Source organism: Pseudoxanthomonas indica, from assembly GCF_900167565.1.
Taxonomy (GTDB): domain Bacteria; phylum Pseudomonadota; class Gammaproteobacteria; order Xanthomonadales; family Xanthomonadaceae; genus Pseudoxanthomonas_A; species Pseudoxanthomonas_A indica.
In genome coordinates this window covers 822604-834979 of record NZ_FUZV01000002.1, presented here as the reverse complement: position 1 = coordinate 834979, position 12376 = coordinate 822604, and the positions used below count along the sequence as shown (strand labels likewise).

The following is a 12376-nucleotide window of genomic DNA, read 5'->3' as shown; positions in this document are numbered from 1 at the left end:
GGAAGAGGGATTGGGAACAACTTATGCGCGTGCTTCTTTCAACAACTTGCCGCCGGCCTTCTTCTCGCGCGCTGCGCGGATGAAGCCGACGAACAGCGGATGGCCATCGCGCGGCGTGGACAGGAATTCCGGGTGCGCCTGGCAGGCCAGGAACCAGGGATGCACGCTGCGCGGCAGCTCCACCATTTCCACCAGCAGATCGTCCATCGACTTGGCGGACACCACCAGGCCGGCGTCTTCCAGCTGGGTGCGGTAGCGGTTGTTGAACTCGTAGCGATGGCGATGGCGCTCCGCCACCACGTCCTTGCCATACAGTTCGCGTGCCAGGGTACCCGGCTTCAGGCGGGCTTCCTGCAGGCCCAGGCGCATGGTGCCGCCCAGATCCGAACGTTCGTCGCGGCGTTCCACATCACCGGCGCCAGTGCGCCACTCGGTAATCAAGGCAATTACCGGATGCGCCGACTGCTTGTCGTTTTCGGTGCTGTTGGCGCCGTCCATGCCGGCCACATGGCGGGCGTAGTCGACTACCGCGGCCTGCATGCCGTAGCAGATGCCGAAATACGGGATGCCGGTCTGGCGCGCGAAGTGCGAGGTGAGCACCTTGCCCTCGAAGCCGCGATCACCGAAACCGCCCGGCACCAGAATGCCGTCCACGCCGTCGAGCAACGACATGTCGCTGCCTTCCAGTTCCTGCGCTTCAATCCACTTCAGCCGCACGCGCGTGCGCTGGCGCAGGCCGCCGTGCTTGAGGGCTTCACCAACCGACTTGTAGGCGTCCTGGTGGTCGACGTACTTGCCGACCACCGCAATGGTGACCTCGTCGAGCGGATTGAGGGTGGCGTCCACCGCCGCTTCCCATTCCGACAGATCCGCGTCCCTGGCCGTGTCCAGTCGCAACTGGCGGATGACGATGTTGTCCAGGCCCTGCTCGTGCAGGCTGCTGGGAATCTTGTACAGCACGTCCACATCCGGCACGCTGATGACGGCGCGCTCGGGGACGTTGGTGAACAGCGAAATCTTGCGCCGCTCCGAATCCGGAATCACCTGCTCCGAGCGGCACAGCAACACGTCCGGCTGGATACCGATCGAGCGCAGTTCCTTGACCGAATGCTGGGTCGGCTTGGTCTTCAGCTCACCGGCGGCGGCCACGTACGGCACCAGGGTCAAATGCATGAACAAGGCCTGCTCCGGACCACGTTCGGTGCGGATCTGGCGGATGGCTTCCAGGAATGGCAGCGACTCGATATCGCCCACGGTGCCGCCAATCTCCACCAGCGCCACGTCGAAACCTTCGGTGGCCTCGTCGATACAGCGGCGGATTTCGTCGGTGATGTGCGGGATGACCTGCACGGTCGCGCCGAGATAGTCGCCGCGGCGTTCCTTGCGGATGACGTTCTCGTAGATGCGGCCGGTGGTGATCGAATTCTTGCGGCTCAGGCGCGTGCGCACGAAGCGCTCGTAGTGGCCCAGGTCCAGGTCGGTTTCGGCGCCGTCGTCGGTGACGTACACCTCACCGTGCTGGAACGGGCTCATGGTGCCCGGATCGACGTTGATGTAGGGGTCCAGCTTCATCATCGTGACCTTGAGGCCACGTGCTTCAAGAATGGACGCAAGCGAAGCGGCGGCGATGCCCTTGCCAAGCGAGGACACGACGCCGCCGGTAACAAAAATAAGGGGAGTCATAAGCTGGGCTCCGGAAAGCCATAGTCTACCGATGAAGCCGGCCTTCGGAAAGCACGACGCCCCGCCGAAGCGGGGCGCCGGGAGCCTTCACATCCACGCCAAAGCCTTGCAGTGCAAGGCTTTCGGGGATTACGGCTTCTTTTCTTCTTCCTCGTCCTGGGCGCCGGACTTCTGGCCCTGGGCGGACTTCTGCTTGGCGCGCTGGGCAGCGGCGGCTTCGTTGGCCGCACGACGTTGCGCCTTGCGTTCGGCGTCACTGGGTTCGGGCTGGGAACTCTGGTCGGACTTGGGGTCCTGGGTCGGCTTGGACTGGGCCCACGCCACGGTGGCGCTGGCGGCGGTCAGGGCGGCGATGGCCAGGATCAGCAATTTGCGCGAAGACATTGTCATTCCTCCTGTAGCTGCAAGGCAGATGGGGATGGCGAGCCGAATATCAAGTTGCCCCTCTGCTGCGGGCAAGAGTAGGCGTTGCCGCCTGCCTTGCTCCTGAACGTGCAAAAAGACCCGCCTGGCCGCACACTTGCCGCCTCCACGCCACCGGGCACGCCACCGATTCCATGAGCAGTCGTTACAACGCCGCCGACATCGAAGTTCTCTCCGGCCTGGACCCGGTCAAGCGCCGGCCCGGCATGTACACCGACACCGCCCGCCCCAACCATCTGGCGCAGGAAGTGATCGACAACGCGGTCGACGAAGCCCTCGCCGGCCATGCCAGCACGGTGGAAGTGACGCTGTTCAAGGATGGCAGCTGCGAAGTCAGCGACGATGGCCGCGGCATGCCGGTGGACATCCATCCGGAAGAAAAGATTCCGGGTGTGGAACTGATCCTGACCCGCCTGCATGCCGGCGGCAAGTTCAACAACCGCAACTACACTTTCAGCGGCGGCCTGCACGGCGTGGGCGTGAGCGTGGTCAACGCGCTGTCGAAGAAGGTGGAAATCTTCATCAAGCGCGAGAGCAGCGAATTCCGCATGGAATTTCGCGACGGCGACGCCGCTTCCAAGCTCGAAACGGTCGGCACCGTCGGCAAGAAAAACACCGGCACGCGCCTGCGCTTCTGGCCCGACGCCAAGTACTTCGACACGCCCAAATTCAACGTGCGCGCCCTGCGTCACCTGCTGCGCGCCAAGGCCGTCCTCTGCCCGGGCCTGACCGTGACGCTGCTGGACGAGGCCACCGGCGAGCGTGATCGCTGGCATTACGAAGACGGCCTGCGTGACTACCTGAAGGGCGAACTGGCGGGCCGTGAGCTGCTGCCGCCGGATCTGTTCGCCGGCCAGCTGAAGAAGGACACCGAGATCGTCGACTGGGCCGTGGCCTGGGTCGCCGAAGGCGAACTGGTGCAGGAAAGCTACGTCAACCTGATCCCGACCGCCCAGCACGGCACGCACGTCAATGGTCTGCGCAGCGGGCTGACCGATGCGCTGCGCGAGTTCTGCGATTTCCGCAACCTGCTGCCGCGCGGGGTCAAGCTGGCGCCGGAAGACGTATGGGATCGCGTGGCGTTCGTGCTGTCGCTGAAGATCACCGACCCGCAGTTCAGTGGCCAGACCAAGGAACGCCTGAGCTCGCGCCAGGCCGCCGGTTTCATTGAAGGCGCCGCACATGACGCCTTCAGCCTGTGGCTCAACCAGCATGTGGATCTGGGCGAGAAGATCGCGCAGATCGCGATTGAACGCGCCGCTGCCCGCCTGAAGACCGAAAAGCAGGTGGTGCGCAAGAAGGTCACCCAGGGCCCCGCCCTGCCCGGCAAGCTGGCCGACTGCATCAGCCAGGATCTGTCGCGCACCGAATTGTTCCTGGTCGAAGGCGACTCCGCCGGCGGCAGCGCCAAGCAGGCGCGCGACAAGGACTTCCAGGCGATCCTGCCGCTGCGCGGCAAGATCCTCAACACCTGGGAAGTGGCTTCCGGCAGCGTGCTGGCCTCGCAGGAAGTCCACGATCTCGCCGTGGCCATTGGCTGCGATCCGGGCAAGGAAGACATCAGCGGCCTGCGCTATGGCAAGGTCGTGGTGCTGGCGGACGCCGACTCCGACGGCCTGCATATCGCCACCTTGTTGAGCGCATTGTTCCTGCGCCACTTCCCGGCACTGGTGCAGGCCGGTCATGTGTTCGTGGCGATGCCGCCGCTGTTCCGCGTCGACGTGGGCAAGCAGGTGTTCTACGCCCTAGACGAGGAAGAAAAGCGCCTGCTGCTGGAGAAGATCCAGCGCGAGAAGATCAAGGGCGCGGTCAACGTTACCCGCTTCAAGGGCCTCGGCGAAATGAACGCCTCGCAGCTGCGCGAGTCCACCATCCACCCCGACACCCGTCGGCTGTGCCAGCTCACCGTCGAAGACGGCGACCAGACCCACTCGCTGATGGACATGTTGCTGGCCAAGAAGCGCGCCAGCGAGCGCAAGGCGTGGCTGGAAACCAAGGGTGACCTGGCTTCCTTGGAAGTCTGACCGCAACCATGGCCGGCGTCACATGACAGCCGGCTCATGTGATGGCACCATCGGCCTACACGCAAACCACGTTCCTGGGGAGGAACCGTGTCTATCAACGCATGGAAGTGGGCGGCCCTGTTGGGCGGCCTGGTAGTGGCGCCTGCCTGGGCGCAGGTCATTCCGGTCGAGGACTTCTCGAAGGACTACGAATTCAGTGATGTCAGCATCTCACCCGACGGCAAGTACGTGGCCATGGGTGTTCCTGCTGCCAATGGCACCGAAACACAGCTGCAGATTGTGCCGCTGGATGGCAGTGCGAGCGTGCAGGCACTGCGTTTCACCAAGCAGCAACATGTGACCGACATCGTATGGGCAAGCGATGAGCAGATTGTCGTATCCCGCGCCGAAAAGGAGCCATTACGCGAGCAACTGGTCAGCCGTGGAGAATTGATGTCCTCCGACATCCGGGGCAAGAACCAGGAAGTGCTTTTCGCGTACATCCCGGATGATGGCATCCGTGCAGGGCGCCGCAAGGATCAAGGCTTCGCAGAAGTAGACATGGTGCTGAGGAATGAGCCTGGCTCTTTGCTTGTCAACTTTACCTGCTGGCGAAGTGTATGCGGCGAAGAGAACCCGACAGTGATTTACAAGGTCGATGCGCGCACGGGCTCGCGCAAGGAAGTCGAACGCTCTCCGCAACCGGCAGTATTCTGGTACGACCGGACCGGGCGCGCGCGCCTGCGCAAGACGACCGACAAGGAAGACAACCCGGTCCTTTTCTACCGGCCGACCGCCGCGTCGGATTGGGAATCTGTACCCAAGACACTTGCCGGTTTCACTTTTGGCGGGGTCTCCTTCGAAGCTGATGGCAACACGGCTTACGGAGTGATTTCCGACAACCGCGAGCCTGGCAAGATGTATCGCGTCGATTTCGCCTCTGGCACCCGGACCCTGCTCGCCGGACGCGACGATGTGCAGATCGGACAGGTGTTGCGAGCTGGACGTGACGGTGTCCCTTTTGGCGTGACGTACGACGCCGACAAGCCCTCAGTGCGCTACTTCGACAATGGTTCTGAATGGGCCAAGTTGCATTCCGGCCTGCTGAAGGCCTTCTCGGGCAAGATGATCACGCTGGTCGATTTCAGCGGCGACAATCGCAAGGTCTTGTTCGGTGCTTGGTCTGATCGTGTGCCCCCTGCTTACTACGTACTCGACAGGGATACCAACAAGGTTCAGATGATTGGCGAGGTAGCACCTTGGTTCAAAGCCGAGTCAATGGCGACAACCCGACCGATCGAGTTCACTGCGCCAGACGGGTTGAAGTTGTTCGGGTTCTACACATCCCGGTCCAACGCTGCGGGGCCGCAGCCCATGGTGGTGGTACCTCACGGCGGTCCTTACGGCGTCTACGACAGTTGGGGATTTGATCGCGATGCCCAGTTCCTCGCCAGTCGCGGCTACGCTGTTCTGCAGATCAATTTCCGCGGCTCGGGCGGGCGCGGCGACAAGTTCGAAAAGCTCGGCTATCGCGAATGGGGCGGCAAGATGATGGACGACATCGCCGCTGGCGTGAGGTGGACAGTGGAAAACAAGCTGGCCGATGCGAACCGCATCTGCATTTACGGCTCAAGCTTTGGTGGCTATGCCGCATTGATGAATCCCATCCGTTATCCCGACCTGTACAAGTGCGCCATCGGCTACGTTGGTGTCTACGACCTCAAGGTCATGCATGAGGAGGGAGACATCACCGAGCGCAAGGCCGGTCGCCGCTATCTGGACCGCGTGCTGGGCAATGACGAGGCGACCCTGATCGCCAATTCACCTGCTCGCAACGTTGCCAAGATCAAGGTGCCCGTCATGCTGGTACAGGGCAAGCTGGATCGTCGCGTTCCCATGGATCAGTTCAATGCCCTGGAAAGTTCCTTCAAGAAGGCCGGGGTACCGGTGGAAACCATGGTGGTCTCGGGCGAAGGCCACGGCTTCGTCAAGCCGGAAAACATTACTGAACTGAACAAACGCGTTGCAGCATTCCTGGACCGGCATATTGGTCCAGGTACCGCGGCAGCGCCGGCGTCCACTTCACCGCCGGTCGCGCAAACACAAAATTGACCTGAGCAATGAGATAACGCCCTGTCACCTGACAGGGCGTTTTTTCTTTGGCACATCATCCGTACACCTTCGGGCTGGAAGAAGAGTACTTTCTGGTTCGCCGCAATCGTCGGCGCCTGCGGCACATGCCCAAGACCTTCTTCGCGCGCTGCCACGAGGCGCTGGGCGAGCGCGTGGGCAGCGAACTCCTGCAGACCCAGGTGGAAGTGCAGACCGGTGTGCATCACGGTATCGACGCCGCGCGCGCCGACCTGTTCAACCTGCGCGCCACGGTCGGCCGCATCGCCGCCGAACAGGGCCTGTCCATTCTCGCCGCGGGCACCCACCCGATGGGCGTGTGGCGCGATCAGGTCAGTACCGACAAACCGCACTACGACCGGGTGATGCAGCAACTGCAGATGCTCGGTCACCGCAATCTGGTGTGTGGCCTGCACGTGCATGTGCAGCCCGCCGATACCAGCGCGCGCATCGATTTGTTGAAGCGCCTGCAACCGTTTCTGCCACTGCTGCTGGCGCTCAGTACGTCGTCGCCGTTCTGGATGGGCCACCCGACCGGCTTGATGGGCTATCGACAAACCGCGTACCAGGAAATTCCGCGCACGGGGTTGCCGCCGCTGTTCGCGGATCAGGCCGGCTATGACCGCTATGTGGCGCGGATGGTGCAGTCCGGCACCATCGAGAACGCCAGCTTCCTGTGGTGGGCGATTCGCCCTTCCCTCGCCTTCCCCACCCTGGAATTGCGCGTACCCGACTGCTGCACCCATGCCGATGACGCACTCGCCATCGCCCAGCTGTTCCGCTGCCTGGTGCGCTATCTCGAACGTAACCCGCAACGGCATGCCGGGCTGGATGCCGGGGTGCAGGCGATCATCGCGGAGAACCTGTGGCGGGCGCAGCGCCATGGCTACAACGCCGGCCTGATTGATTTGGCCTCGGGCAAGCTGGTGTCGGTGCGCGAAATGCTGCGCAACACCCAAGGCGCAGTGGAAGACGATATCGATGCGCTGCAAGCCGCGCCCGCCTTCGAGCGCCTGTGGCAAATCCTGGAGGAAGGGACCAGCGCTCATCACCAGTTGGCGATCTACAACGAGCGCCTGCGCGCGGGAGATGGCCGCCTGGATGCGCTGCAAGCGGTGGTGGATTGGCTGGGTGAAGCGAGCATCGCCGGCACATCCGCTACCGCGCCAAGACCTGATCAATAGCGATTCAATGTGGGAGGGGCTTCAGCCCCGAAACCCGGCAAGCGTCGGGGCTGTGTTCAACACACGAACGCCTGATCAGACCCCCGCCTACGCCGCATCGGCCCGCTTCACGCTCGCCGGCGGAATGCGCCTTGTCGGTGGCAACTGCGCAAATATCGCGGCCGAGGCCATCGTGATCAAGCCCACGCAGACAAACGTCCAGCGGAATGCGCCCAGCGCCTGATCGCGCAGCGGGTGCAGGGCCTCGTTACCAAACACGCCCAGCAGGCTGCCGGCCACGGCCACACCGATACTCATGGCCAGCATCATGGTCATCGATAACAGGCTGTTGCCGCTGCTGGCCAGGTCACCGTCCAGATCACGCAGCGCCAAGGTGTTCATGGCGGTGAACTGCAGCGAGTTGACCGCGCCAAAGCAGGCAAACTGGATCAGGTGCAGCCACAACGGCCACTCCGGCGAGATGAAGGCGAAGCTGGCCATCGCCAGACCCACCAGGATCGTGTTGCCCACCAGCACCTTGCGATAGCCCAGCCGATGCACCAGCGGCACCACGATGCGCTTGGATCCCATGCCGGCCAGCGCGGCGGGAATCATCATCAAACCGGCATTCATCGGTGAATAGCCCAGTGCCACCTGCAGCATCAGCGGGATCAGGAACGGCATGCCGCTGCTGCCCATGCGCGAGAACAGATTGCCGAGCAGTCCGATGCTGAAGCTCGGCACCTTGAACAAGGCCAGCGAGAACAACGGCCGCGGCGCGCGCGCGGCATGCAGCCAATACGCGACCAGGCCGGCCAGGCCGAATACCAGCAGCACCAGCATGAAGCCGCGACGCGCATCCTGCTCGCTCAGGCTGTCCAGTGATAGCGAAATCGCGACCATGCCGAAGGCAAGCAGCACATAGCCCCACGCATCAAAGCGCATCTGCGGCCCGCGCAGGTCCGGCATCCAGCGCAATGCCGCCAGCGTACCGAGCACGCCCAGCGGCAGGTTGATCAGGAAGATCCAGTGCCATGACGCCACTTCGGCCAGCCAGCCACCCAGGGTCGGACCAATCAACGGCCCTATCAGGCCCGGCACGGTGACAAAGCTCATCGCCGCCAGGAAATCCTTGCGCGGCACCGCCCGCAGTACCGCCAGCCGGCCAATCGGCAGCAGCATCGCGCCGCCCACGCCCTGCAGCACGCGCGAGGCAACCAATTGCGGCAGCGTTTGCGCAAGCGCACAAGCCAACGAGCCCAGCGTGAACACCGCAATGGCAAGGATGAAAAGACGGCGCGTGCCGAACCGATCCGCCAGCCAGCCCGAGGCGGGAATCAGCATGGCCACGGTCAGCGAATAGGCCACCACCACCGCCTGCATCTTCAATGGCGACTGGTTGAGATCGCGCGCCATCGACGGCAAGGCCGTATTGACGATGGTGCTGTCCAGCATCTGCATGAAGACGCCGGCGGCCACCAGCCACAGCAACGGCCGCAAGGCGATCAGCGGCGGTGGTGGCTCCACCGGCGCCGTACCCGCCGGAGGACTTCCAGGCGTTGGCGTGGCGGGCGGCAGGGTTTCCTTCATGTGTTCATTCTGCCGGAGTCAATGCCATGCGTGCATGAAGGCGATCACGCCGTGCGCTGCCGCGACACCACGAACACTCCCACCATCACCAGCACCGTGCCCAGCACTTGCCAGGGTCCCATCGGCTCACCCAGCAGCAACAGGCTCAGGATGATCGTGGAGACTGGACCCAGCATGCCGATCTGCGCCGCCAGCGCCGAGCCGATGCGCGAGACCGCCATCATCACCATCAGCACGGGCAAGACCGTGCACAAGGTGCCATTGAGCAGGGACAGCGACCAGACTTCGTGTGGCAGTTGCAGCAGTGTGGCGGCAGGACGCAGCAGCAGGAACTGGCCGATGCACAGCACGCTGGCCACGCTGCTGGCATACGCGGTCAAGCGCACCGCGCCGACCCGGCGCACCATCTCGCCGCTGCCGACCAGATAGATCGCGTAGGCCAGCGCGCTGCCGAATACCAGCGCGCCACCGATGGCGATGTTGGTGCCGCCCGGTTGCCAGTCGTGGCCGAACGCCAGCAGCACACCCACGTAGCTCACCAGCAGCGCCGACCATTGCAGGCGGCTGGCGCGCTTGCCGAACACCCACAGGTTGATCAGCAGCACCAGGGTGGGGGTGAGATACAGGATCAGCCGCTCCAGCGTGGCGGTGATGTAGGCCAGCCCAGCGAAATCCAGGAAGCTGGCCAGGTAGTAGCCAAAGAAGCCGAGCGCGAGAATCTTCGGCACATCGCCGCGCGCCAGCGACGCCGCGCGTCGCGACGCCCACAACCCCATCAGCAGGAAGAACGGAAACGCCACCAGCATGCGCAAGGCCAGCAAGGTGATCGCGTCCACGCCGTACCGATAACCCAGCTTCACGATGATGGCCTTGCCGGAAAAGGCAATGGCACCCAGCGCCGCCAGCAGGAAACCGGTGACCGGCAGCCGGGACGGCGCCACCGGCGCGACGGTCGCGTCGTTGGGTGCGGCCTCCGGGTCCAGCAGCGCGCTGGACGTTTCGCGCTCCTGCATCGCCGCGCTGGCGGCATCGGCTTGCTGCGGCTTCACGCCAGCGTGGCTTCCAGCAGGCGGCGGATCACCTGTTGCGTCGGTGCGGCGGTGGCGGGCAGGTAGTCGAAGCTGTCTTCGTCCATGTAGTTCACCTGCGCCAGTTCCAGTTGTACCGTCTGCACGCCGCGCGCGAGGTCGCTGTAGTGGCGGGTGATGTAGCCGCCACGGAAGCGGCCATCGACGATGTGGCTGTAGTGCGACTGCGCCGACAGGATGGCTTCCAGCCGCTGTTGCAACTGCGGCGAGCAGCTGACCCCACCGGCGGTGCCCAGGTTGAAATCAGGCAGCCGGCCTTCGAACAGGAATGGCACCACGCTGCGGATGGAATGGGCTTCCCAGACCACCACCCGTGCGTGCGCGGCGAGCAGGCGTTCAATCTCTTCGCGCAAAGCCGCGTGGTAAGGACGCCAGTAAGTGTCCACGCGCTGGTGGATTTCATCGGTCGAAGGTTCCTGCCCGGGCAGGTACACCGGCTCACCACTGAACTGCACGATCGGGCACAGGCCGGTGGTGTTCTGGCCCGGATACAGCGAGACATCGTCTTCCGGTCGATTGAGGTCGACCACATAGCGCGAGTATTGCGGCACCAGCATCGATGCACCCAGTTCGCGAGCAAAGTCGTAAAGCCGTGCCACGTGCCAGTCGGTGTCCGGCGTGCGCCGCGCCGAGGGGGTCAAGCGCGCGGCCATCGCCTCGGGCAAGGCCGTGCCGTTGTGCGGCAGGCTGATCAGCAGCGGCGCTTCGCCGCGGTGGAGCGTGCAGATTTCCATGCCGCTATTGTAAGCCCGCCTGCCGCGCCCGGTGAGGTCAACGCGCGGCCATCACCTGGCTGGGCGCCTGCTCCGCCTGTCGCCGCATCGGCGGCAGGGTCCAGTAGGTGATCGCGCGCCACAGCCATTCCAGCGGCCCGTAGCGGAACTTCTGCAGCCACAAGTAGCTGAAACCGATCTGCAGCACGAACACGGCCAGCACGAACAGCATCTGCCCCGGCCGCGACACCTGACCGTAGAAACCCAGCCCGTAACCGGAAAAGAACCAGGTGCCGATCACCGACGCCAGGATGTAATTGCTCAACGCCATCCGCCCGGCATAGGCCAGCGGCGCAAGCCAGCGTGCGCCCCAGCGGCTGGTGGTGACCAGCACCAGGCCGGCGAAGTAGCCCAGGCACAGCAGCAAGGCGCCCAACTGGAACAGCGAGCCAACCGTCATCCGGAACGGGTCCGGCCCGCCGCCGCCGTCGTTGGGAAACGTGGGCAGCAGCCACGCGCTGAGTACGGTCATGCCCAGGCCAATCGGCAGGGCCCACGCCGCCAGGCGACGGAACAGGCCCGCATGTTCACGCAAGCGCGCGACGATGCCGGAGCGCACGAACCAGAATCCGATCGGGAACATCGGCAGCGCCATGAAGCTCAACCCCGCTGCCTGCGGCAGATGCTCGGTGAACTGCGCGGCGCGGTGGCGCACCGACTCGGTGTATGTGGCGGTGGTGTAGATGCGGATTTCCTCGGCGCGTTCCTTCGCTCTTTCCTGCACGCGTTCCTGCCGCTGCGCGGCCTGCTCGGGTTTCTCGCCGGGCTTGAACTGCGGGAAGGCGGTCAGGCCGGCGGCGACGATCAAGCCAATGACAAACGGCAGGCAGTAGACCGTCACGCCCCATTTTCGGTACCGCGCCAGCGAACCGCGATGGAGGAAGAACATCATCAGGCCAACCAGCACGCACAAGGCGATCAGCATCGGCATGGCCTTGAGCTTGAGCGCCACGCCCGCAGCCACCACCGACACCAAAATCAGCAACCAGCTCTTCCAGCTGCGGCTGACGATCAGCAGCAGCCCCAGGGCGGCAAACGCGTATTCGTGCAGGATGTCGCCGGTCCAGATGAAGATGTAATGCATCGCGCCGAACAGGAACAGGCCGATGATCCGCCGCACGTAAGGGGTGACGAAAGCGCTGCCGCGGTCTTCGGCGCGGCCCAGCATCACCGCGAAGCCGATGCCGAACAGCAGCGAGAACAGCGTCCAGAACTTGCCCTGCACCAGCACATACACCAGCCAGCTGACCAGCCAGTCCACGCCGTGCAGCGAGGGATCGACGCCGCGCCCCAGTTCGCTGATCGGGCGGGTGAACCATTCCACGTTCATCGCCGCGATGCCCAGCAGGGCAAAGCCACGGATCTTGTCCAGCGCGGTGATGCGTTCACCGCCGCCAATCGGCGTCAGTGACGCATGGGGGGAGCTGGCGGGTGCGGGAACGACGGGTGTGGCGGAATCCTGTTCCATGGCGGCTCTCCGATGCTGGCGCCACCTTAGCGCCGGCCGCTTCGCAACTCAGGTG

The 12376-nt window shown here is 64.1% G+C and carries 9 protein-coding genes; 3 read left to right on the top strand and 6 right to left on the bottom strand.

Annotated features, from left to right (window positions below):
• Positions 1–21: 21 nt before the first annotated feature.
• On the bottom strand, positions 22–1683 hold the full coding sequence (gene pyrG / locus B5X78_RS14390) for a CTP synthase (protein WP_079725193.1): 1662 nt from the start codon (positions 1681–1683) through the stop codon (positions 22–24).
• A 129-nt stretch (positions 1684–1812) separates the two neighbouring features.
• A complete protein-coding gene (locus B5X78_RS14385) occupies positions 1813–2067 on the bottom strand; it encodes a hypothetical protein (protein ID WP_079725192.1) in 255 nt (84 codons plus the stop codon).
• A 173-nt stretch (positions 2068–2240) separates the two neighbouring features.
• Between B5X78_RS14385 and parE the strand changes: the two genes are divergently transcribed.
• The 3 genes from parE to B5X78_RS14370 all read left to right on the top strand — a co-directional run bounded on the left by parE (position 2241) and on the right by B5X78_RS14370 (position 7423).
• Positions 2241–4130, top strand: a complete 1890-nt coding sequence (gene parE / locus B5X78_RS14380) for a DNA topoisomerase IV subunit B (RefSeq protein WP_079725191.1) — start codon at positions 2241–2243, stop codon at positions 4128–4130.
• 87 nt (positions 4131–4217) lie between these two features.
• The gene (locus B5X78_RS14375; protein ID WP_139381573.1) at positions 4218–6221 is read left to right on the top strand and encodes an alpha/beta hydrolase family protein; all 2004 of its coding nucleotides are present in this window, start codon (positions 4218–4220) and stop codon (positions 6219–6221) included.
• Positions 6222–6268: 47 nt separating this feature from the next.
• Positions 6269–7423 (top strand): carboxylate-amine ligase, encoded by a 1155-nt coding sequence (locus tag B5X78_RS14370; protein ID WP_079725189.1) that lies wholly within the window; start codon positions 6269–6271, stop codon positions 7421–7423.
• Between the two features lie 87 nt (positions 7424–7510).
• Here the strand turns inward: B5X78_RS14370 and mdtD are convergent, their stop codons facing one another.
• Genes mdtD through B5X78_RS14350 form a run of 4 tightly spaced genes read right to left on the bottom strand, consistent with a single transcriptional unit; the run spans position 7511 to position 12321 of the window.
• Positions 7511–8992 carry a multidrug transporter subunit MdtD gene (gene mdtD, locus B5X78_RS14365; RefSeq protein WP_079725188.1) on the bottom strand — a complete coding sequence of 494 codons (1482 nt, stop codon included), beginning with the start codon at positions 8990–8992 and terminating at the stop codon, positions 7511–7513.
• 44 nt (positions 8993–9036) lie between these two features.
• Positions 9037–10005, bottom strand: a complete 969-nt coding sequence (locus B5X78_RS14360) for a DMT family transporter (RefSeq protein WP_079726209.1) — start codon at positions 10003–10005, stop codon at positions 9037–9039.
• Between the two features lie 32 nt (positions 10006–10037).
• Positions 10038–10814, bottom strand: a complete 777-nt coding sequence (hutG, locus tag B5X78_RS14355) for an N-formylglutamate deformylase (RefSeq protein WP_079725187.1) — start codon at positions 10812–10814, stop codon at positions 10038–10040.
• 37 nt (positions 10815–10851) lie between these two features.
• Complete coding sequence (locus B5X78_RS14350; protein WP_079725186.1) at positions 10852–12321, bottom strand: DUF418 domain-containing protein; 1470 nt, start codon at positions 12319–12321, stop codon at positions 10852–10854.
• Positions 12322–12376: the final 55 nt, after the last annotated feature.